This is a genomic window from Thermococcus thioreducens (genome assembly GCF_002214545.1).
Taxonomy (GTDB): domain Archaea; phylum Methanobacteriota_B; class Thermococci; order Thermococcales; family Thermococcaceae; genus Thermococcus; species Thermococcus thioreducens.
Map to the genome: position 1 here is coordinate 1,650,916 of NZ_CP015105.1, position 18,841 is coordinate 1,669,756.

The following is an 18,841-nucleotide window of genomic DNA, read 5'->3' on the forward strand; positions in this document are numbered from 1 at the left end:
TTACGAGGGTGGAGAAAATGAGGGTTGTCGTTGGGATTCCCAGTTACAACAATGAAGAAACGATTTCCTTTGTCGTTAAACAGGCTGCAAAAGGGCTGAAAAGATATTTCGGAGGCGGAATAGTCGTCAACGCCGACGGGGGGAGCAGCGACGGGACGAGGGACGCAGTGCTGGGGACAGATGTCCCAGACGGTGTCGAGGTTCACAGCTTCGTTTACAGATGGCCCATCCCGGGAAAGGGCAGTGCCATGAAGGAGCTCATGGAGTTCGCCCTCGGGAGAGACGCCGATGCCATAGTCTTCGTCGACAGTGATTTAAGGAGCATAACCCCCGAGTGGATATACCGCTTTGCCAGGCCCATCGAGGAAGGCTACGACTTCGTGGCGCCGCTCTACATAAGGCACAAATGGGACGGAACCATAACCAACAACATAGCCTACCCGATGACGGCCTCGCTCTACGGGAAGAACGTCAGGCAGCCGATAGGAGGAGACTTCGGAGTAAGCAGGAAGCTCATGGAGGCCTACCTCGAAGACGAGGAGGTCTGGAAGACACACGTGGCGCGCTTCGGCGTGGATATTTTCCTGACGACGACTGCCATAGCTAGGGGCTTCAAAATCACTCAGACTGCCCTGGGAATGAAGATACACGACCCCAAGGATCCGGCAGCTTCCCTCGGCCCCATGTTTAACCAGGTCGTCGGGACGCTGTTCATGCTGATGAAGAAATACGAGGACATCTGGAAGCACGTGAGAACGATAGAGCCCGTCCCGGTATTCGGGGAGCTCGAGAAGGGCGAACCTGAGCCCGTAAAGGTGACCCTGGAGCTCCTGGAGATAAGGGCGAAGGAGCTATTCGCCCAGCACGAACCTGTGCTGAGGAGGGCGCTTAGTGAAGAGACGCTCAAGGGGGTGGTGAGTGCACTCAAGACCTTCGAGTTCGACGACAGGCTCTGGAGCCACGTCCTCTACGACGGAGCCGTGGCGTACAGGAACGGAATTCTAACCGAGGCGGAACCCCTTGTGCCGCTCTACTTCGCGAAGACGGCGGACTTCGTCAAAAGAACGATGGACATGAGCACCCTTGAGGCTGAAAAACTGATAGAGGAGAGGGCTAAGGTATTCCTTGAGGAGAAAGACTACCTCTTGGAGCGGTGGTAGAGCTCCCTCACCTCTTTCATCAGGACTATTTCCTCCATTTTTGGAACGCTCCAGGCCCCCCGTAGGGTCGTCGAGAGGGCCGCTACGAGGTTTGCGAAGCGGCCGATTTTTCTGAGCTGTTCCCCATCGATGGCTTCTTGCCCAACCATGTTCGAGTAGTGAAGGCCAGCAAGGAGGGCGGCCATAAAGGCATCTCCAGCCCCGGTGGTGTCAACCGGTTCGACACTGTAAGCAGGGACATGAACCTCAGCGCCTCCGCTCCTCAGCTCGCTTCCCTCTGCACCCAGAGTCACCGCGAATAGTTTGAAGTCGAAGTCTTCGGGGCTTATTCCGTTGTCTCTAAGGTACGCCAGCTCCCCATCACCGAGCTTGACTATATCGGCAAGTTTCAGGGCCCTCTCAATATCTTGGAGCATCTCATCTTCCCTTCCGCGCCAGAGGTCGAGCCTTATGTTGACGTCGTAGCTCAGCGGAACCTTTCCCTTAAGTTCCTCCAGAATCCCGAAGAGCGTCGAACGCGAAGGCTCCCTGGCGAAGAGAACGCTCCCGAAGTGGACAACTTCCGCCCTCTCAAGAAGGGCAGTCTCCACGTCCTCAGGCTTCAGGTTGAAGTAGGCAACGCCGTCGTAGAGTATGAACTCCGGCCTAGCACCGATGAGCTGGACGAAAACGACGCCGGTGTGCCTCTCAAGGTCTCTCGGGATGAATGTCTTAACACCTTCATCTGTGAGCCTTTCGATCAGGAAGTCCCCGAAAGGGTCGTCTCCGACCTTGCTCACCAGGGCGCTCTCAACTCCGAGCCTGGAAAGGCCGACGGCAACGTTCGCAGGAGCGCCGCCGGGGTGCTTCTCGAAGGACTTTACCTCCTTAAGCTTCCCCTCCTGGAGGGCTATGAAGTCTATGAGCACCTCACCGATCGAGACAATCATCCCCACCACCAAAATGCAACCATTGAAGGTGGTTTATAACACAACGGTTATATATGCCTTTTTGCCGATTTTCCCTAGGTGTTGTCCCATGATAGCCATAATCACCTTCACCGACCCCCGGCCAACTGCCCTCTCGATTGAGCGCGAGAGGGCTTTGATGGAGAAGCACTCCGCCCTCATCGAGGAGCTGAGAAAGGCCGGCTTTGAAGTCCTCGACGTGAACGAGAGGCTTGGAAAATACGAGGCTTTAAAAGCCGGTAAGAACTTCGGGATAGATTCGATGGATGAGAGCTTCAGGGCCGGGGAGATTATAGCAGGAAGCTCCGCCTCAGGAATAATAGCCGGCCTCTGGCACTGGACGGAGAGCAACCTCGTCACGGCGATGGTTAGGGAGGCGAAAAAGCCCCTCCTCCTCTACGCCGACGACGACCCGGCCTGGGCAGGGACGACTTGCATCACCTCGGTGGGTGCTTCCCTCTGGGAGAGTAGGGTGAATGAGTACGCGCTGAACCACGTCCGCCTCAAGGGAGACGTTGAAAAGGTAAAGGCCTGGGCAAGGGCCGTTGAAGCCGTCTCAAAGCTGTCTAAGAAGTCCCTCCTCCTCTGGGGAGCCCCGTACACCCTCGGAATGGAGCACCTCATGGACGACCTGCCAGGGCTTAAGAGAATCATCGGCGACTTCATAATGCTCGACCAGTACATCCTGGTGAGGAAAGCGGAGAAGATGCTCTCGGACGAGATGCTGAGGGTCCGGGTGGAGGAGTTCTACGACTGGCTGACCGAGGAGATGGAGGTGAAGTTCGACGACCTCATGCTGACACCGGAGGCTTTGAGGAGGCAGATAGCCATATATCTCGCCGCAAAGGAGAGCTGGAAAGAGCAGAAAGGCGTTTCGGCCGTCTCGGTAAAGTGTCAGCCGGAGCTGAGCGAGGTCTACGGCGTTACGGCCTGTCTGATTCCCGCACTCTTTCCGTTCAGCCTCGATGCAGAGGGCGAGAAGGAGGTAGTCCCGGCGACGTGCGAGGGCGACGTCAAGGGCACGATAAGCTCGGCGCTCCTCTTCTATCTGAGCGGAAAGCCCCCGCTCTTTGGAGATATAAAGTACGTGGACGACGAGGTCGTCATGATAGCCAACTGCGGCGCGGCTTCGCTCTACTACGCAAGGCTGAGCGAGAACCCAGAGGAGAACCTCAAAGCAACAACCGTCCAGGGACAGTGCCAGGGGGCGAGCGGCGGGGCGCTCACGTACAGGACTCCACCGGCTACCTTCACCGTGGCCAGGCTCATACGCCGCGGTGGAGAGTACTACCTGCTCTACTTCCTCGCGGAGGGGATTGATATAACAGAGGAAATGGAGTCAAAGCTCAGATGGGGCAGGCAGTGGCCGCATACGGCCATAAGGAACCCGCTCGACAAGGAGGGCTTTATCTCGGTCATGGGGGCCAACCACCTCTCGCTGGTCCCCGGCGACTACACCGAGGAGCTCCGCTTTACCGCGAGGATATGGGAGGTAAAGGCGATAGACCTTGGCGATGCAGGTGAGGTAAAGTCCTTCCTTGAGGGGTAGCCATGAGAACCATCCTAGCCGGCAACGGGGCCTTCGTCCTGAGCGACGAGAGGGGAGACATGCCCTCCCACTACGACGGCTTTTATTTTCTCGACACCAGATTCGTCAGAAAAGCCAAGCTTGAAGTTTCTCCGGAGCCGGGCTTCCTAGGAGCCTCCTCGACCTTCACCAGGGCGGTTTCACACTTCACCCTCGGCGAACGGGGAATCCTTGTGAGGCTGAGAACCCTTGACGGGGTTTACGAGGAGAAGTTCTCCTTTTACAATACATCCGAAAAACCGCTAGGTGTCAAGGTCAGATACACCTACGAGGCTCCCCTTGAGGACATATTCCAAGTCCGGGGCTTCATGGGGCTGAAGGGCGGGGAGGCAATAGCCCCAGCCGGAGGAAGGCACCTGAGGGAAAGCCCCGCCGGAAGGAGGAGCCTTTTCATCGAGACCAACATGGAAAGGGAGGAAAGTCTCTTAAGGGCGGAACTTGAGCTACCTCCCCTCGGGAAGGCGGTCCTCTACGTCCGGTTCATTCCTAAAATCGAGGGCAGGGTCTCGGAGATACTCGCAGAGAAAAGGGAAACGATAAAAAACGTCGCCTTCACAGGCTCACCCGCCATCGACGGGATATTCGAGAGGGCGGTTGAGAACATAAACGCCCTGACGCTGTTCACGCGCTTCGGGCTGGTTCCCCTCGCGGGAATTCCCTACTTCGCATGCCCCTTCGGAAGGGACGCTATAATAACCTCACTCTTTCTCCTGCCGTACTACCCGGAATACGCCGCCGGCACGCTGAGGCTCTTCGGGAGACTCCAGGGGAAGAAAACCGACCCGAAGAACGAGGAGGAGCCGGGGAAGATACCGCATGAGTTCCGCCTTGGTCAGCTCGCCCAGTCTGGGAGGGTTCCCTTCGCGCCCTACTACGGCACGGTCGATGCCACCCCACTCTACGTGGCGCTGGCGGGCGAGTACCTGCGCTGGACCAAGGATAGGAGGCTGATAGAGGAACTGAAGCCGAACCTGACCGCTGCCGTCGAGTGGATACTCGGAAAGCTCGATGATGGTTACATAACCTACGTCCCGGGGATACTCGGCAACAAGGGGTGGAAGGATTCTAGGGATGCCATAGTTGATGAAGAGGGGAAGCTTCCAAAGCCGCCGATAGCGCTCGTCGAGGTACAGGGCTACGCCTACTGGGCGCTCAAGCTCGCAGGGGAGCTTGGGCTGACCGACCTCGATGGAGGGGCCTTAATCGGGGAGGCAGAACGGCTCAGGAAAAGGTTCAACCGCGACTTCTGGCTCGGCTCCTACTACGCCCTCGCGCTGGACGGGGATGGAAGGCCACTCAGAGTCGTCTCCTCGAACATGGGGCACCTGCTCCTGACGGGTATAGCCGATCACGAGAGGGAACTAGCGGAGAGGCTTTTCCAGCCGGACATGCTCTCCCGGTACGGGATAAGAACCCTCAGTGCCAGAGAGAAAGCCTACAACCCCTTCAGCTACCACCGCGGAAGCGTATGGCCGCACGACAACGCGCTGATAGCCCTCGGTCTCGCGAGGGTTGGAAGGGCCGACCTTGCGAAGGAGCTTATGGAGAGGGTTTTCACCGCCGCGAAGCTTCTGCCGGAGAGGGAGCTTCCGGAGCTGTACAGCGGCCTTAACGAGCTCGTTCCCGTCCCTAGGGCCAACTCCCCCCAGGTCTGGAGCGCGGCGAGCGTTTTTGCCTTCGTCACAGCCTCACTGGGAATGGAGGCGGGGGATGGGCTTACCATCCAGCCGGCAGAAGGAATAAACATCGTCCTGAGAGGCCTTTCATTTGGAGGAAGGAAATATCTCGTAGTGGCCAATGGGGGTGTTAGCGTTGAGCCCCTATGAGTTCAGGTTTGAAAAGCTTCCAAAACCCGTGCTTTCCCCTTCAGATGAAGGATTCGACTCAAAGAACGTCTACAACCCCGCGGTGGTCAAAAGGAGAGGAAAGGTGGTCATGCTCTACCGTGCGGAGGCTAAAAGGGAGAAGATAACCGGGAGAATCGGACTGGCACTGAGTGAGGACGGAGTCAACTTCATCAGGCACCCCGAGCCGGTCATGGAGCCGGAATACAGTTGGGAGGGCCTCGGCGTTGAGGATCCACGCGTTGTGAGAATTGGAGAGACCTACTACATGACCTACACCGGCTACGATGGAAAGACGGCACGGCTCTGCATCGCCACCTCGAAGAATCTGCTGAACTGGGAGAAACATGGAGTGGTTTTTGAAGAGTTTCCTTGCCCCAAGAACGGAAAGCTCAACTGGACAAAGAGTGGGGCCATTCTGCCGGAGAAAATGAAGTCCGGGCCGTTTAAGGGGCACTACATCATGTACTTCGGCGACTCAAACGTCTGGCTCGCCTATTCAAAGGATTTAATCCACTGGGAGTACGAGAGGGAGCCCGTCCTGATGCCTAGGGGTCATCTCGTTGAGCCCGGACCCCCTCCAATCCGCACGGGGGACGGAATACTCCTGATACACAGCGAAGCCTTCCACGAGGGCGAAAAGCTCGTTTATTACACGCACGCGGCTCTCTTTGATCTGGAAGACCCAAGAAAGCTCATATGGAGAACAGAGAAGTCCATCCTCAGGCCGACCTTCGACTGGGAGCTGCACGGGTGGGTTGACAACGTGGTGTTCGCGGAGGCAATGATAGAGCACGGGGGCAAATACTACCTCTACTACGGGGGAGCAGACAGGCACGTCGGGCTTGCCATAGGGACGATAGGTCCAAGCTCAGCAAGTTTTAAGTAGGGCCGGAGACAAGGTGGCTAAGAGGGGCCCCCTATGGAAATCTACAATCCTCCGGGCCTGGTCGCGGGCCTCATAATCCTCTCCGTATCAGTGGTGGCGGCGTACAGGGCGTACGGATACCTTAAGACACTTGAGACCCCAATCTCAAGGAGGTTAGCCTATCTTGCCCTCCTCTCCAGCGTCTTTTCCATCGTCGGGAGCGTGGGGACTATAATAGAATCAGGGACCGGCCTCAGGGCATGGTGGGTAATGGCGACGTTTTTCACGCTTTCGTACGTTACTATCCTCACCGCAATATTTACCTATCTCAGGCTCCTCCATCAGATCGGCCAGGGGAAAGTCCCAGAGATCCCCGAGATACCATCAGGAACATTCCCCGCACCAAAGGAGGAACAAGAGGGGACCCCTCTGCCCGTTGGGGGGTTTACAGTCCAGGTTTCAGAGCTTTCAAAGATAAAGCCGCTGTGCAGATTGGCCACCGCGGTACTCTACGCCGGGAGAAGCCTTGAGCCCAAGGGATGTCCTTCATTCGACAAGGTTGTATGGATAACCCGCATAGGTGCCCCCGGCTCGGTTGACCCGTCCAAGCTCCACGTTCTGCAGGGGGAGATAATGAGATTCATATCGGAGAATGGCAGTGGGGCCCTGGTAATCATAGATGGTGTGGAGCACCTTCTGCTCTACAACGATTTCAGGAGTCTGATGAAGTTCCTCACAACTCTGAGGGACTATATGGTGCTGACGGGATCGACCCTAATCGTCGCCATTGATGAGGGCTCATTTTCGGAGACCCAGCTGTCGATTCTACGGAGAGAGCTTCCCCGCATTGACATTGAGAGGGTGCTCACTGAGGCAGAGGAAATAACGCTCTTTGGAGCGCTCTCCCGGGATAACCTGGAGGCCAGGAAAGAGGAGAACCCGAGGGGACAGTGACTACAACGGCCCCTACTCAAAGAGGATAAGCTCGATCTCAGCCTCCGTTTTGGGGTTCTTCAGGAGCTCCACTATTTCCCTGTCTATGTCCTTAGCCGCCTTGTTTGCCCTTATTGCGAGTGTCCTGGAGTCAATGTAGGTGCTCTTTCTGACGACCATCGAGTAGTCATGGTCGAGGATCAGGTCTGGGCTTCCCTCGGCGAGAACCTCATCAACCAGATCCCCAACCTTTATTCGTATTAGGAGCTTCCTTCCGGCCTTTAGAGCGGCCTTGAACTCATCGCTAAGGTCGTTTAACCCCTTGTCGGCCTCGATGCAGAGTATGCAGTCCCCGCGGGGTGTTAGGTAATCCTCCTTCGTGAACTCCAGCGTTGATCTGTGCGTTGCCCTGACGTTCTCGTGACCCCTGCAGCGGATTACCTCCCTCAACATGGTTCCAGCTTCGAGCGGGGGTTTATAAATCTCCGGTCAAATGAGTGAAAAACTTTTTAAGTGTAGCGGAGAAATACCACACAGGGTGATAGGATGAACCTGGGACGCGCCGTTAAGGCCCTCCTGAGGATCAACTCGGGGTTTGCTATCGTAAGGATAAACTCCCTTGGGAAAGTCTATCCCGGAAAAACCAGCGTTGACGTGCTCGAACTCTTCCGCAGGAAGCTCAGGAAAAAGTGAAGAACCCCTTTGTTTTCAATTGTTCTGGGAAAACTTTTAAAAGGCCTCTTATGATGTGAGTTACGGCTGTAAGAATCAAGCTAACGGGGGGATTGATGATGGGAAACATCAAGCAGACGTTCATCAAGAGGGTTGCCCGCGAGCTGTTTGACCGCTACCCGAACGAGTTCACCGGGGACTTCGAGCACAACAAGAAGAAGGTTGAAGAGCTCACCAACGTCACCAGCAAGACCATCAGGAACAGGATAGCGGGCTACATAACCCGGCTCGTGAGGATGAAGGAAGAGGGCAAGATGCTCTGAGGTCCTTTTCTAGGATTTATTCCCTTCAAGCTCCTTCCTAAAAGCCCTCAAGGTCTTCAAGTATTTTCCTCGGGAGTCTTGTTCTGAACTCCTTCAGGAGCCTCTCGAATTCCATCTCGTTCTCCTGAGCGATGCGGCGGAACAGGTTTTCAATGTAGGTCTCCGTGAGGAGACGAACCTCCTCAAGCTCCTGCTTCGTTCTGATGATTTCCTCTATCCTGTCCTGTATCTCCGTCAGGAAGGTGAGGAGCTCGTCTATCTTCGCCTCCATCGGCTCGGTGGACTTTATAAGCGCCCTGGCCTGGGCGTACTCCTTGGTCTGTCTCGGGGCCTTGGGCTCGTACATCTCCGTGCCGAAAGCGTAGGGTGTGAGCAGGACCTCAAGGCGGAAGCCGCGCTTTATTGTGTAGTACTTCCTGGGCCTGCCGCGCGGTATCTTTTCAGTCCTGCCCTCGATGAGGCCGGCGCTCTCAAGTATCCTGAGGTGCTCAAGTACTGCCTTCTGGCCCACTCCAAGCTCCTGGCTGAGCTCGCTTACGAAGTACGGCCTTTTAGTGAGCAGGATGAGTATTCTTCTCCGCGTCTCGTTCCCCAGTATGTCAAGTAACTTCCCCATGTTCTTATTTGATTTCATGCTCTCACCCCCCTCTTTCCCTAACTTGATGTAAGAAAAGATTACTTTAAGCTTTTCGGTCGGCTTCAGGTTTAAAAGGCGTCGTTGAAATCAGTACCGGTGATAGGTATGTTCGCTTCAAAGCTCGTCTGCACGAAATGTGGAGAGGAGTACTCCTCCGCGTGTGGGGTTTACAAGTGCAGGAAGTGCGGCTCCCCTTTGGACGTTCGGTATCACTACGAGGACATAGCCGAGGTTATCCAGGATAACGACCCCTGGTTCAGGGAGCACCCCCACATGTGGAAGTACTGGATGTTCCTTCCGGTTTCAAATCTGAGAAAGGTCGTCACCCTGAACGAGGGCGGCACCAGACTGTACCGGGTGAAACGGCTCGAAGAGAAGCTCGGAATTTCCATGCTGTACGTCAAGAACGAGGGCGAAAACCCAACGGGGGCCTTCAAGGACAGGGGTTCGAGCGTTGAAATAACAAAGGCCCTTGAGTTTCACGCCAGAAGGGTCATAGTGGCATCGACGGGCAACATGGCGGCCTCTATAAGCGCATACGGTGCAAAGGCGGGGCTTGATGTAACGATAGTGGTTCCCGAGGGTACGCCGGAGGGCAAGCTCCTTCAGGCCAGGATGTACGGCGCTAAGGTGGAGGTTTTCGGGAAGACCTACGACGAAGCGCTGGCCGAGGCAGAGAGGAGGGCCACGGAGGAGGGCTACTATCTGACCGGGAACTACCACTTCAGGGTTGAGGGGCAAAAAACCACTGGCTTCGAAATCATTGACCAGCTCCACTTTAAGGTTCCGGACTGGATAATCGTGCCGATAGGTGCCGGCACCCACTTGAGGGCCATATGGAAGGGGCTCAAAGAGTTCCAGAGGGTTGGCTTGATAGACGAGCTTCCCAGGATAGCGGGAGTCCAGATAGAGGGCTACGACGCAATAGTTAGAGCATGGGAGACAGGAAAACCGGTAGAGAGAATAACTGAAAAAGTGCCTACCATAGCGAGTGCAATAGCGGTCAAAAAGCCCGTGGACGGGGAGAACGTCATAAGGGCCGTTAGGGAAAGCGACGGCCATCTCGGCACCGTTACAAACGAAGAAACCCTCAAAGCTGGCATGCTCCTCGGAAGGGAGGGGCTCTTCGTCGAGCCCTCATCCGCGACTGCCCTGGCGCTCGCGAGGAAGATGAGGGAAGAAGGAATAATAGAGAGCGGGGACAGCGTCGTCGTTGTGGCAACCGGACACGGACTCAAGGACACGGACACGTGGAACAGGGTCATTCAGAGCTAGGGACCTCGTGGTGCTCCCTGCATCTGGCCTCATAGCTCTCGCTTCCGCCGACGAGGATGACGGGTGAATCTCTGGGGGCGGGCTTCCCGTCTATCAGCCTCTGGCTCCTGGTTGCGGGCCTCCCGCAGACCGTGCAGACGGCTGTGAGGTAAACTATGTTGTCCGCCCTCACAAGGAGCTCCCTCGTAACCGGGAAGGGGTCCCCCTTGAAGTCCAGATTGAGCCCGCTGGCGATGACGTAGACCCCCTCATCGGCGAGCCTCTCAAGGGCTTCCACAATGGACATCGGGAAGAACTGGACCTCGTCGATGCCTATGACCTCGTAGCCTTCCCTTTTCGTTATTTCCACAATCCTGCCAACCCCTTCCTCATCGGTCGGTATGACGAAGGCCTCGTAGCGGAGGCCGTTGTGGGCAACCACCTCGTCTTCGGAGTATCTGTTGTCGATGGCAGGCTTGAAGAGCGCCGCCTTTCTTTTCGCGAACATCTGCCTCTCGATGCGCTTTATCAGCTCGGTCGTTTTCCCAGCGAACATTGGTCCGGTGATCACCTCTAGGAATCCTCCCGGGTGAACCATGATTCCCACCAAGAAAAGAAGGCTTCCGGCTGTTAAATCTCCTCCGGCCAAAAAGTTGAACGGAAGACGAAAATGGAAGAAAAAAGCCGTCAGACCTGTCAGACAGGGGTGACGTGGCCCCACTTTTCGAGGGCCCTGGCGAGCTCCTTGTGGGTCTTGGCGTATTCCTCCAAAGGAATTCCCTGCATGTAGGCATCTATGGCCTGCCTGACGGCCCTCGCTCCAGCGGCCGGTCCGTCCGGGTGTCCAAGGGTTCCACCGCCGAGCTGTATGACGAGGTCGGTTCCGAGGGCATCGAAGACTATTGGGAGGTTTCCGGGGTGCAGTCCACCAGAGCTAGTTGGAAATCCGGCTTTTATGCCATAGAACTTCTGCTCGAGGTGGAAGACATCGTCCTCGTCCGGCTTGTAGTGGCTCTCCCTGAATATCCTCGCGTTCTGGATGACGTCCCACTTTCCTCCTTCGAGCTTGCCGGCTCCCGCCGTTCCGACGTGGAGCTGGTCGATACCTATGAGCCTGTAGAGCTTGGCCAGAACGAACATTGAGATACCGTGGTAGGGGTTCCTTGTAAAGGTCGCATGCATTGCCCTGTGGCCGTGAATAGCTAATCCATAGTCGGCTGCCAAATCACGGATGTACTGCAGTGCTCCCCAGCCCGTTATGACAACGTCAACCATCGCGTGCTTCAGTCCAAGATCCGCTAAGATTTCAAGCCTCTCCTCCATCTCCGGGAGGTTGGCGGTTATGTTGGCGAACCAAGTCTTCTTTTCGCCGGTCTCGTTCTCGACCTTGTCGATTATTTTGGCTATTATCTCGGCCCTCTCCTCGAAGCGGTTGTACCAGGGGCTGGTAAGGTTCTCGTCGTCCTTCATGTAGTCAGCTCCGTTGAGGAGCAGCTCGGTGGCAAGTTTCTCGAACTCTTCCGGCGAGTAGCCGACCTTCGGCTTTGGAACGACACCGTAGATTGGCCTGTCCTTTATTTCAAGCATCTTTCTGACGCCCTCGATACCGAATGCAGGGCCGTCGAACTCCCTGATGAGCTTCTCCGGAAGGTACATGTCCTCAAGCCGGAGCGCTTTAGCGCGTCTCATGCCGAAGACGTTTCCGGCTATGCTGGCCAGAAGCCCGGGGAGGTTGGCCTCTTCAAAGGCATGGAAAGGGTAGGCTATTTTCACTATCCAGCTGCCGTCGCCCATGTCATGGAAGTCATAGGCCTTGGCAGAGAGATCAGCCCAGCGCTCCTCCTCGTACCAGTTGTAGAGCGTCGTCCAGGTTCCGGTTGAGCTCTCAGCGGCAACACCGCCAGCAACAGCCTCTATGCTGTATCCCTCCGCAGGGGTTATGCGGAACACGGCTATGATGTCCCTCTTCTTGTTGGGCTCATAGCCCTTGTCCACGTAGTAGTCATATATCTTGTCGAATCTTTCGCTCATGCTTTCACCTCCTTGGTAAATTCATGATTGCATCAATCCCTATAAAAAGGCTACGGTGCATAATTGGGACATTCATGGCTCTATGTGGTGATTGGAGACGCTTTTCCAGCGCCAGCGCTCCAAACTCCTGCCCTCCTTTTAAAAACCAAAGCCGTATCCAGCCCATAAACTCAATTTCGGGGGCAGATAACCTTTTTCAAAACTTTGTCCTCGGGCTAGCATTAGGCTGTTTATAAGTTAACAGCCTAAGGATATCAAATTTCTCAACAACTCACCCTAAAATGGCCGATTATTGCCCCCAGAGGGCCCGGTTTCCGAAAGGTTTATATAGACCTTTGTTCTTAGAATAGAACGCAGATACCTGCAAAACAACGTTTAGGAGGTTGGGAAAATGGCTGAGTTGCCGATTGCCCCAGTTGACAGGTTGATAAGGAAGGCCGGCGCCGCCCGCGTCAGCGAGGACGCCGCCAAGCTCCTGGCCGAGCACCTTGAGGAGAAGGCCCTTGAGATCGCCAAGAAGGCCGTCGACCTCGCCCACCACGCCGGCAGGAAGACCGTCAAGGCCGAGGACATAAAGCTCGCCATCAAGAGCTGATGACCTTTCTTTTCCATCATTTTCCGCTTTTCTCTGAGTTTAGACCTTTCACCAGAAACGTATTCTCCTCACCCTAACGCTCTCTCCGTTAACCTCCAGAAACGCAAAACCCGGGGAGTCCATTCTTGGAAACGTGGGCGAGCCGGGATTGAGCAGAATTACCCTTTCACCGTGAATCAAGTAGGTATCGTAGTAGAAACGGTGCGTGTGGCCGAATATGAGAATATCAACCCCCATATCGAGGGCCTTCAAGGTTAAAAACTGAGCGTTGAGCGAGAAAAACTGGTGTCCGTGGAGAACGCCAATTCTCATGTCTTCCACATCGACGATCTGCTCCTCTGGAAGACTTAGATGGTCGGCGTTGCCCCTAACGGCCACTACCGGCGCAAAATCCTCAAGCCCCTCCAGGAGATCGGGGGAAGTAATATCGCCCGTATGAAGGATTAAATCTGGCTCCCTTTTTCCGAGATGTTCGAAAAGAAGAGAAGGAAGGTTTCTCGTTTTGTCCCCGTGGTGTGTATCGCCCGTTACCGCTATCAGCAAGGGCATCCCTCATATTGGAACGTTTATGCCGAGCTTCTCGACGAGTTCCTTATACCTGTTCCTCACCGTGACCTCGGTTACGTGCGCTACCTCTGCCACCTCGCGCTGGGTCTTCTTCTCACCCTCCAAAAGCGAGGCGACATACAGTGCAGCGGCCGCCAATCCTGTTGGACCCTTTCCGCTCGTGATACCCCTTTTGATGGCCTCCTGAAGTATCTCCTTGGCGCGCTTCTTCGTCCTCTGGCTGACGCCGAGTGCGTCTCCAAACCTGTCAACGTACTCTATCGGGCTGGTCGGCCTGAGGTTAAGACCGAGCCCCCTCGCGAGGAAGCGGTAGCTCCTGCCTATCTCTTTCTTCGTGACCTTTGAAACCGCTGCAATCTCGTCGAGAGTTCTCGGGATGCCCTCCATCCTGCAGGCGGCATACAGAGCGGCGGAAACCATGCCCTCTATGGACCTTCCACGGATGAGCTTCTTCATAACCGCCTTACGGTAGAGCGATGCGGCAACTTCCTTGACGCGCCTCGGAAGCATCATCTGGGCGGCCATTCTGTCCAGCTCGCTGAGGGCAAAGGCCAGGTTACGCTCGGCGGCGTCGTTTATCCTCATCCTGCGCTGCCACATCCTCAAGCGGCGCATCTTCGTCCTGTACATTCCGGTTATCTGGTTGCCGTGTATGTCCCTATCGCGCCAGTCTATGTCAGTGGAGAGGCCCTTATCGTGGATCATCAGTGTCATGGGTGCGCCGGTTCTGGCGCGCTTTGCCCTCTGATCCGGATCGAAGGCGCGCCACTCGGGACCCTCATCGATGACGTTCTGCTGAACGACGTAACCGCAGACAGAACAGACAATTTCGCCCCTCCGCGGGTCATAAAACAGCTTATCGGAGCCACATATCGGACAGATATTCTTATCAGCCAAAAGCTCTCACCCCCTCTTTCTGGGGGCAGGGCGTCTAGCCTTTCCGCCCTTGGTGCGCTTTCTGCCGGTCTTCCCCGGCTTTGACTTCCTGCGTTTTGTATCGACGTAGAGCAGAGCCCCAGTGTAGCCCTCGGGATTTTTTACCCTGGGCTTGACCGCAACGTACGGCCTCTTGACGGGCCCGAAGACGTCCTTCACCACCCCAACCACGGTGAGCTTTTTGTCAACCACCGGGTCGTTGAGCGAAGGAACCCAGTCAGTGCGCAGAATAAGGAACCCCTGCTTTGCATAGTGAGAAACTTTGCCCAGGCGCCTCATAGCCCCACCCCAAAAGGACATATCCTTTTAAGCTTTTCGATTTTGACTTTATAAACTTTTCGCAAAATTTCCAAAAGGTTTTTATTTAAGTGACCTCTAGGACAAAAAATTAGGCTGGTTAAAATGAAGTGCCTTCTAGTCGGACACCTCGTCATCGACACGATTGTGGGGGGCTCAAAATCCGAGACCAGGATAGGCGGGGGAGCGTACTACTCGGCAATAACCCTCTCGAATTTCTGCGACGTTGAGGTGCTGACGAGCGTCGGTGAAGACTTCCCGGACGAATGGCTCGATGAATTAAGGGCTGTAGGGATAAAGCTCAGGATAATACCCTCCGAGAAGAGCACCGCCTACGAGCTCCGCTACCTCGATGTCAACTGGAGGGAACTCAGACTTCTCTCAAAGGCAGCACCCATATCCAAAGCACCCGTAAAAAGGTACGACATGGTTCTGCTGAACCCAGTCGCTAACGAAATCCCCCCTGAGCTTGTCGAGAAGTTGAAGAAAAAGGCGGTGTTTTTAGCCGCAGACGTCCAGGGGTTTATACGGGCCCCAGTGCCAGGAAATGTAATGCTCCAGAGGACAGACGTGTCATTTCTCAAGGGGCTGAAGGCCGTCCACGCGGATATCTCAGAGATGGATTACCTGAAGAACCTAAGGCCCGGGGAAGTGGAAGTTTTCTTGGCCTCCAACGGCCCCGAGACGGGCTTTGCCTATTTCAGGGGTAGCAGGTATGCATACAGGCCCGTTAGGGTAGAAGTTAAGGAATCAACTGGGGCAGGCGATGTCTTTCTCGCCAGCTTTTCGTACTTCTACACCCGCTGTCCCTTCGTCCAGGCGCTGAAGAGGGCGAACACGTTTACTGCGCTCTTTCTGAAGCACAGAAGCTTCTCCTTCTCCATGGAAGAGGTCAATGAGCTGGCGATGAAGGTTTCGGTCAAGAAGCTTAACGATATAAATCCACGGGGATAACTATAACCACCGATGATGAAACGTCAGCATGCTGAAGATGATGACAAGGGACTTCCCTGAGGTGGTGTTATGGACCGCTACGTTCTGCTCGTAAAGGCCCCGAAGGGCTACGATATAACCCCCGTACGGGAGGAGCTCAGAGAGTTTCTCTCCAGAACCCATCCGGAACTCAGGGTCGAGATGCACAGGTGCATAGGCCTTACCGTTGACATCGTCATCCTCTACAACGGCGGCGTTGTCCTCATAAAACGGAAGCACGAACCGTTTAAAGGCCACTACGCCCTGCCCGGCGGCTTCGTTGAGTACGGCGAGACCGTTGAGGATGCGGCAAAGAGAGAGGCAAAGGAAGAGACCGGCCTCGACGTGAGGCTCATCAAGCTCGTCGGCGTTTACTCCGACCCGAAGCGCGACCCGAGGGGACACACGGTGACGGTGGCCTTTCTGGCGGTTGGGTCGGGGGAACTCAAGGCAGGGGATGATGCAAAGGACGTCCACATAGTTCCGATAGAGGATGCCCTCAAGCTGCCGCTGGCCTTCGACCACGGGAAGATTCTGAGGGACGCCCTGAGCCCGAGGTGATATCATGAGGGTAGAATTTCCGAGATTCGGCAAGATAGCCGTGGACGGGAAGGTTTACGAAGGCGACATCGTGATCTACCCCAGCGGAAAAATCGAGAGGCGCAAAAAGTGGCTGAGCAAAGAAAAGCACGGCACCAGCCATAGGCTCGACCCGGACGAGCTGAGGGAATACCTGAGCGAGGACTTCGACGTTTTGATAGTCGGAACTGGCGCCTGGGGGAGGCTGTCGCTGCTCCCGAAAAGCAGGGCCCTCGTGAGAGATAGGTAGATAATTGAGAGGCCAACCAAGGAAGCGGCGGAGCTCTTCAACGAACTCCACGGAAAAAGAAAAGTCCTTGCGATATTCCACATCACCTGCTGAGGGATTTCTGAATTACCAGAACCCCGAGGAGCGTAAGGGCAAGCGCGTAGGAATACCCGATGAAATACCACATCCCCGCGACCACTCCCAGTGCGATCCCGTTTATCACCATGAGCGCAAGAACGTGCCCGAAGCTGGTCTCAGGAACTGACAACTCGCTCTCGCCGTGGTAGAAGAATGCCATCGCTATCGATGAAGTGAGGAAGGGGAGGAACACCGCCGCCGGTAGCAGGGCAAGAAGGCGGACATCAAAATAAGAAGCCACCAGAACCATCCCTGCCCCAGCGGTCACCGGGACTGCGTTCATGACTATGAGCTTTGCCCTGACGAACTGGTTCACCGTTATGGGGAGACTCCGCAGGAACTCGAACTCCCGACCGTCTATTTTGAGCACCGTGTCGATTCCCACGGAGGCCACCCAGGATATCATAAGGAGAACCGATGCAACTGCCCAACCCTCAACTTCTCCGGAAGAGAGAATGCCAATGGCACTCGGAAGGATTATGAAGAGGGGGAATATTAAACCTACGAGCAGTGCGCTCCTCCTGAACGCTATCCTCAAATCCTTTAGCGCAAGCGCCAGGACGGGATGATGGGTCTCCGCCCTGAACCTCAGGATCCTCGTGAGGGAGACGGTCACGGCCCCCTCCATCTTGCCCCATAGTCTTCCGAGGAGGAACCGGTAGAGCGGAACGAGGATCGCGACGTAGCCCAGAATTAGGAGGAAGGAATGGAAGGGCTCGGTTATCGAGGCGACCGAGAAAGGGTATGCCAGAGAATACTTCGAAAAGAAGGGCAGAACCTCCTCGTAGTGCTCGTTGACGTACTGCTGGAGGTAGTTGATGGCATAGAACATGCTGATGAACAGGATAACCCCAAGGGTTCTGGCGAGGGTTTTGAGCTTCGAAAATCTGCCGCCGACGCTCGCCGAGCCGAAGAAGGTGAAGACGGCCAATCCAAGGACGTGGCCGAGAAAAGCCCCGGTCAGTATCCATAAGAGGCTCAGTACCCCGGGGATTCCGTATTTTGCAGTCATGGCGGCAACCGCCGGCAGGAGGGCAACGACAGCGGGGACGTTATCAATCGCCAGGAGTACGCTGAGGTAGACGGAACTGGTCTTTAGGGGAAGCGGTCTGAGGGGCTCAAAGATTCCCATGGATGTGGCGTAGGAGGCATTAACCGTTGTCGTGTAGAGCGCCATTATGAAGGGAAGCAGGGCGTATGTGGCGAATATAACCGCCGCCCGGCTCTCATCCCCGGCCGCTACCACCGCACCGGCCATCATGATTCCAAAGAACAGGAACGCAACCGACTGGAAGGCTATCCCCCTCTTTATGCCCCCAGTTTTCCGCAACTGCTCTTTGAACTTCTTCGGGTCGGCGGCTATCTGGGGGTTGCTCTTCAAACGCCGGTAGTGGAGCTCCTTGTAGAGTATCCTGACTATCTCTAACATGCTCCCACCCTAAAGAGCATCTTTAAGCGCCCTAACTATTCCGGCCACCTCTTCCTGGCTTTCGGTGAGCTTGAGGAACACATCTTCAAGGCTCTCCTCGTGGGCGAACTCTTTGAGCTGCTCCACAGTTCCTTCAGCAATTATCTCACCGTTGTATATGACACCAACGCGGTCGCATATCGTCTCGGCCAGAGCCAGCACGTGGGTGGAGAAGACTATGCTCCTCCCCTCCTCTCGGAATTGGAGCAGAAGCTCCCTCAGGATCCTCGCGCTCTTGGGGTCGAGACCGTTCATGGCCTCATCCAGGACAAGAACCTTCGGGTCGTGGAGCATGGCACTTATCAGGGAGATTTTCTGTCTGGTTCCAAAGCTGAGGGAACCTATCATCTCGCCGAGGTATTTTTCTATTCCGAACGCCCTCACAAAGGTCTCCACGCGCTCCTGGAGCTCCTCCTTCGGAATCCTCCTCACGCTTCCGATGAAGTTGAAGAACTCAACCGGTGTGAGGCTCTCGTAGAGGACCGGCGTTTCCGGGACGTAGCCGGCTATCCTCTTCACCCGGAGGGGGTCCTTGGAAACGTCTATCCCGTTGACGATGGCCTTTCCTCCGCTTGGGGGAATTATTCCGGCCAGGATTTTCATCGTCGTGCTCTTTCCGCTCCCGTTGGGGCCGAGAAGGCCGTAAATTTCGCCGTCTTTGACCGTGAAGGTTATCCCTTTGAGTGCCACGTTAGAACCGAACCTCTTGACGAGGCCTTCGACCTCTATCATTCCACCACCGATGGTAATAACAGGAATGGATTAATAAAGTTATCTTAAGTCCATCGTCGAGTGACTTGTCG

21 protein-coding genes and 1 pseudogene are annotated in these 18,841 nt (G+C 55.5%); 12 read left to right on the forward strand and 10 right to left on the reverse strand.

Features of this window, described 5'->3' with window-relative positions; genetic code table 11:
* The first annotated feature begins 17 nt into the window (after positions 1-17).
* Positions 18-1,160 (forward strand): glycosyltransferase, encoded by a 1,143-nt coding sequence (locus A3L14_RS09155; protein ID WP_055428892.1) that lies wholly within the window; start codon positions 18-20, stop codon positions 1,158-1,160.
* Here A3L14_RS09155 and A3L14_RS09160 read toward each other — a convergent pair.
* Positions 1,139-2,089 (reverse strand): carbohydrate kinase family protein, encoded by a 951-nt coding sequence (locus A3L14_RS09160; protein WP_055428891.1) that lies wholly within the window; start codon positions 2,087-2,089, stop codon positions 1,139-1,141. The two genes, A3L14_RS09155 and A3L14_RS09160, sit on opposite strands and share 22 nt — an antisense overlap.
* Positions 2,090-2,177: 88 nt before the next feature.
* Between A3L14_RS09160 and A3L14_RS09165 the strand changes: the two genes are divergently transcribed.
* From A3L14_RS09165 to A3L14_RS09180, 4 genes are read left to right on the forward strand one after another with little or no spacing between them, the layout of a single operon-like run.
* A complete protein-coding gene (locus tag A3L14_RS09165; protein ID WP_055428890.1) occupies positions 2,178-3,656 on the forward strand; it encodes a fucose isomerase in 1,479 nt (492 codons plus the stop codon).
* Positions 3,657-3,658: 2 nt separating this feature from the next.
* Positions 3,659-5,521 carry an MGH1-like glycoside hydrolase domain-containing protein gene (locus A3L14_RS09170; RefSeq protein WP_074631123.1) on the forward strand — a complete coding sequence of 621 codons (1,863 nt, stop codon included), beginning with the start codon at positions 3,659-3,661 and terminating at the stop codon, positions 5,519-5,521.
* Positions 5,508-6,428 (forward strand): glycoside hydrolase family 130 protein, encoded by a 921-nt coding sequence (locus A3L14_RS09175; protein ID WP_055428889.1) that lies wholly within the window; start codon positions 5,508-5,510, stop codon positions 6,426-6,428. Before A3L14_RS09170 ends, A3L14_RS09175 begins: the two co-directional genes overlap by 14 nt.
* Before the next feature lie 33 nt (positions 6,429-6,461).
* Positions 6,462-7,361, forward strand: a complete 900-nt coding sequence (locus A3L14_RS09180; protein WP_055428888.1) for a DUF835 domain-containing protein — start codon at positions 6,462-6,464, stop codon at positions 7,359-7,361.
* Positions 7,362-7,373: 12 nt separating this feature from the next.
* On the opposite strand, the gene A3L14_RS09185 is transcribed toward A3L14_RS09180, so the two are convergent.
* Positions 7,374-7,793, reverse strand: coding sequence for a DUF371 domain-containing protein (locus A3L14_RS09185; protein ID WP_055428887.1), 420 nt, complete (start codon positions 7,791-7,793; stop codon positions 7,374-7,376).
* 93 nt (positions 7,794-7,886) lie between these two features.
* Here A3L14_RS09185 and A3L14_RS11730 point away from each other — a divergent pair, with 93 nt between their 5' ends.
* Both A3L14_RS11730 and A3L14_RS09190 read left to right on the forward strand, forming a co-directional pair.
* A complete protein-coding gene (locus A3L14_RS11730; protein WP_157628423.1) occupies positions 7,887-8,033 on the forward strand; it encodes a hypothetical protein in 147 nt (48 codons plus the stop codon).
* Positions 8,034-8,131: 98 nt separating this feature from the next.
* A complete protein-coding gene (locus A3L14_RS09190) occupies positions 8,132-8,335 on the forward strand; it encodes a 30S ribosomal protein S17e (RefSeq protein ID WP_055428911.1) in 204 nt (67 codons plus the stop codon).
* 37 nt (positions 8,336-8,372) lie between these two features.
* On the opposite strand, the gene A3L14_RS09195 is transcribed toward A3L14_RS09190, so the two are convergent.
* Positions 8,373-8,969, reverse strand: a complete 597-nt coding sequence (locus A3L14_RS09195) for an ArsR/SmtB family transcription factor (RefSeq protein WP_055428886.1) — start codon at positions 8,967-8,969, stop codon at positions 8,373-8,375.
* 108 nt (positions 8,970-9,077) lie between these two features.
* On the opposite strand from A3L14_RS09195, the gene A3L14_RS09200 reads away from it, so the two are divergent.
* On the forward strand, positions 9,078-10,247 hold the full coding sequence (locus A3L14_RS09200; RefSeq protein WP_055428885.1) for a threonine synthase: 1,170 nt from the start codon (positions 9,078-9,080) through the stop codon (positions 10,245-10,247).
* On the opposite strand, the gene A3L14_RS09205 is transcribed toward A3L14_RS09200, so the two are convergent.
* Positions 10,234-10,824 (reverse strand): thymidine kinase, encoded by a 591-nt coding sequence (locus A3L14_RS09205; protein ID WP_055428884.1) that lies wholly within the window; start codon positions 10,822-10,824, stop codon positions 10,234-10,236. The genes A3L14_RS09200 and A3L14_RS09205 overlap by 14 nt on opposite strands.
* A 98-nt stretch (positions 10,825-10,922) precedes the next feature.
* Positions 10,923-12,257 carry a type III ribulose-bisphosphate carboxylase gene (gene rbcL, locus A3L14_RS09210; RefSeq protein WP_055428883.1) on the reverse strand — a complete coding sequence of 445 codons (1,335 nt, stop codon included), beginning with the start codon at positions 12,255-12,257 and terminating at the stop codon, positions 10,923-10,925.
* Positions 12,258-12,648: 391 nt separating this feature from the next.
* On the opposite strand from rbcL, the gene hpkB reads away from it, so the two are divergent.
* Positions 12,649-12,852 (forward strand): archaeal histone HpkB, encoded by a 204-nt coding sequence (gene hpkB / locus A3L14_RS09215; protein WP_055428882.1) that lies wholly within the window; start codon positions 12,649-12,651, stop codon positions 12,850-12,852.
* 48 nt (positions 12,853-12,900) lie between these two features.
* Here hpkB and A3L14_RS09220 read toward each other — a convergent pair whose 3' ends face one another.
* Genes A3L14_RS09220 through A3L14_RS09230 form a run of 3 tightly spaced genes read right to left on the reverse strand, consistent with a single transcriptional unit; the run spans position 12,901 to position 14,634 of the window.
* Positions 12,901-13,395, reverse strand: a complete 495-nt coding sequence (locus tag A3L14_RS09220; RefSeq protein ID WP_055428881.1) for a YfcE family phosphodiesterase — start codon at positions 13,393-13,395, stop codon at positions 12,901-12,903.
* A 9-nt stretch (positions 13,396-13,404) separates the two neighbouring features.
* Complete coding sequence (locus tag A3L14_RS09225; RefSeq protein ID WP_055428880.1) at positions 13,405-14,316, reverse strand: transcription initiation factor IIB; 912 nt, start codon at positions 14,314-14,316, stop codon at positions 13,405-13,407.
* Positions 14,317-14,322: 6 nt separating this feature from the next.
* On the reverse strand, positions 14,323-14,634 hold the full coding sequence (locus tag A3L14_RS09230) for a Gar1/Naf1 family protein (protein ID WP_055428879.1): 312 nt from the start codon (positions 14,632-14,634) through the stop codon (positions 14,323-14,325).
* 123 nt (positions 14,635-14,757) lie between these two features.
* Between A3L14_RS09230 and A3L14_RS09235 the strand changes: the two genes are divergently transcribed.
* From A3L14_RS09235 to A3L14_RS09245, 3 genes and pseudogenes are all read left to right on the forward strand, one after another.
* Positions 14,758-15,606, forward strand: a complete 849-nt coding sequence (locus A3L14_RS09235) for a PfkB family carbohydrate kinase (protein WP_074631122.1) — start codon at positions 14,758-14,760, stop codon at positions 15,604-15,606.
* Between the two features lie 69 nt (positions 15,607-15,675).
* Positions 15,676-16,185 (forward strand): NUDIX domain-containing protein, encoded by a 510-nt coding sequence (locus A3L14_RS09240; protein WP_055428878.1) that lies wholly within the window; start codon positions 15,676-15,678, stop codon positions 16,183-16,185.
* A 4-nt stretch (positions 16,186-16,189) separates the two neighbouring features.
* Positions 16,190-16,546 (forward strand): annotated as a pseudogene (locus tag A3L14_RS09245) (Mth938-like domain-containing protein).
* Here the strand turns inward: A3L14_RS09245 and A3L14_RS09250 are convergent.
* Complete coding sequence (locus tag A3L14_RS09250) at positions 16,536-17,999, reverse strand: hypothetical protein (protein ID WP_055428877.1); 1,464 nt, start codon at positions 17,997-17,999, stop codon at positions 16,536-16,538. The pseudogene A3L14_RS09245 and the gene A3L14_RS09250 overlap by 11 nt on opposite strands.
* A 9-nt stretch (positions 18,000-18,008) precedes the next feature.
* On the reverse strand, positions 18,009-18,770 hold the full coding sequence (locus A3L14_RS09255) for an ABC transporter ATP-binding protein (protein ID WP_055428876.1): 762 nt from the start codon (positions 18,768-18,770) through the stop codon (positions 18,009-18,011).
* Between the last annotated feature and the right edge of the window lie 71 nt (positions 18,771-18,841).

Bases quoted from the DNA above. Each gene is read 5' to 3' on its own strand.
- A3L14_RS09185 (WP_055428887.1), bottom strand. From the start codon at position 7,793: ATGTTGAGGGAGGTAATCCGCTGCAGGGGTCACGAGAACGTCAGGGCA.
- A3L14_RS09255 (WP_055428876.1), bottom strand. From the start codon at position 18,770: ATGATAGAGGTCGAAGGCCTCGTCAAGAGGTTCGGTTCTAACGTGGCA.
- A3L14_RS09230 (WP_055428879.1), bottom strand. From the start codon at position 14,634: ATGAGGCGCCTGGGCAAAGTTTCTCACTATGCAAAGCAGGGGTTCCTT.
- A3L14_RS09240 (WP_055428878.1), top strand. From the start codon at position 15,676: ATGGACCGCTACGTTCTGCTCGTAAAGGCCCCGAAGGGCTACGATATA.
- A3L14_RS09190 (WP_055428911.1), top strand. From the start codon at position 8,132: ATGGGAAACATCAAGCAGACGTTCATCAAGAGGGTTGCCCGCGAGCTG.
- hpkB (WP_055428882.1), top strand. From the start codon at position 12,649: ATGGCTGAGTTGCCGATTGCCCCAGTTGACAGGTTGATAAGGAAGGCC.
- A3L14_RS09235 (WP_074631122.1), top strand. From the start codon at position 14,758: ATGAAGTGCCTTCTAGTCGGACACCTCGTCATCGACACGATTGTGGGG.
- A3L14_RS09155 (WP_055428892.1), top strand. From the start codon at position 18: ATGAGGGTTGTCGTTGGGATTCCCAGTTACAACAATGAAGAAACGATT.
- A3L14_RS09195 (WP_055428886.1), bottom strand. From the start codon at position 8,969: ATGAAATCAAATAAGAACATGGGGAAGTTACTTGACATACTGGGGAAC.
- A3L14_RS09180 (WP_055428888.1), top strand. From the start codon at position 6,462: ATGGAAATCTACAATCCTCCGGGCCTGGTCGCGGGCCTCATAATCCTC.
- A3L14_RS09170 (WP_074631123.1), top strand. From the start codon at position 3,659: ATGAGAACCATCCTAGCCGGCAACGGGGCCTTCGTCCTGAGCGACGAG.
- A3L14_RS09200 (WP_055428885.1), top strand. From the start codon at position 9,078: ATGTTCGCTTCAAAGCTCGTCTGCACGAAATGTGGAGAGGAGTACTCC.
- A3L14_RS09160 (WP_055428891.1), bottom strand. From the start codon at position 2,089: ATGATTGTCTCGATCGGTGAGGTGCTCATAGACTTCATAGCCCTCCAG.
- A3L14_RS09165 (WP_055428890.1), top strand. From the start codon at position 2,178: ATGATAGCCATAATCACCTTCACCGACCCCCGGCCAACTGCCCTCTCG.
- A3L14_RS09205 (WP_055428884.1), bottom strand. From the start codon at position 10,824: ATGGTTCACCCGGGAGGATTCCTAGAGGTGATCACCGGACCAATGTTC.
- A3L14_RS09250 (WP_055428877.1), bottom strand. From the start codon at position 17,999: ATGTTAGAGATAGTCAGGATACTCTACAAGGAGCTCCACTACCGGCGT.
- A3L14_RS11730 (WP_157628423.1), top strand. From the start codon at position 7,887: ATGAACCTGGGACGCGCCGTTAAGGCCCTCCTGAGGATCAACTCGGGG.
- rbcL (WP_055428883.1), bottom strand. From the start codon at position 12,257: ATGAGCGAAAGATTCGACAAGATATATGACTACTACGTGGACAAGGGC.